1 protein-coding gene is annotated in these 1,172 nt (G+C 27.0%); it reads right to left on the reverse strand.

The genetic code is table 11. The annotated features are described in order from the left end of the window. Window positions 1–276: 276 nt before the first annotated feature. A complete protein-coding gene (locus V2H77_RS00540; RefSeq protein ID WP_341497243.1) occupies window positions 277–906 on the reverse strand; it encodes a hypothetical protein in 630 nt (209 codons plus the stop codon). Between the last annotated feature and the right edge of the window lie 266 nt (window positions 907–1,172).

Genomic DNA, 1,172 nt, shown 5'->3' on the forward strand with positions numbered 1-1,172 from the left:
AATTTCAATAATATATAAAATAAATTATTTATCAAAACTTACATGTCATCTATAATAAAGTAATAATCACTAATTTTTTATACCATAATAATCTAAACAACCTCATAATGTAGATTCACAAAATACTACCAATTTTATTTCTTAACATAAAACACAGCATTTACTTAAATCTATCATCAATAATAAAAAGCACCGAAATAACGAATATTCGGTGCTTTTTTTTCTGAAAAAATCATTTAAAACTGACAATCACACGACTAAAAAAGATATCAAATCTTATTTTGCCAATAATACATAAGAAATTATAACATCTATTTTTGCTGGTTTTTCCAACCATTTATTAAATACATTCCCTATTCCAAGTTTCTTATATTGATCATCACAACTCGCTGATGTTCCTGTCACACCAAGCCCGTATGTTCCTCCTCCCTCAGCTTTAACTTGACACTTATGTTTAGTTGTAAATTCATTATATAACCATTTCGGTTCTATTGTACTAAACTCAATAACAACTCCAGGTTTACTATTTGTCAAATAACCTCGCGAATAGGTAGATTGGGGAGCAATTCCACAAAAACTTTCTCCTTTAACACAAGGAAGGCTTTTATACTTATTCTGGTGAAATGCTTTATATTCCTTTATTTCCATCCCTCTATACCAATACATCGCTTTTTCTGCTTGATCATCACGATTTGCCGCTTTCTTATTTACCAATGTCACTTTATTGGGTGTATTTGCTGTGACCGAAAGTGTGCAACTTTTATACATAGACATTACTTTGGTATCTTTCAGTCCATTTTTAGTGATTATTTTTTCTATCTGTGGATCTGTCTTACATGCCATACTGAAACTACTAATCGCTAATAAAAACGGTGAAATAAGAAAAACTTTTTTATTTAAACTCATATTTTTATCCTTGCTTTATTTATTTTTTCATACCTAATTAAATGAAAATAGATTTCATTATTATATGTTGATTTAAAAAACACTATTGCAGACAATATATAATAAATTAACCAATATATTAATCCTCATTATTATCATCTGTCTCAAATAAGGTAGATTATTTAACTATAAAAAACAAAAATAAATTCCAATATAATTAAATTAAAAAATAGTTGATTAGAATATATGATAAAATATAGTAACAACATATACCCAATGGATTTCAA

The sequence above is a fragment of the Photorhabdus sp. P32 genome (assembly GCF_038085095.1).
Taxonomy (GTDB): domain Bacteria; phylum Pseudomonadota; class Gammaproteobacteria; order Enterobacterales; family Enterobacteriaceae; genus Photorhabdus; species Photorhabdus luminescens.

Bases quoted from the DNA above. Each gene is read 5' to 3' on its own strand.
- V2H77_RS00540 (WP_341497243.1), bottom strand. From the start codon at position 906: ATGAGTTTAAATAAAAAAGTTTTTCTTATTTCACCGTTTTTATTAGCG.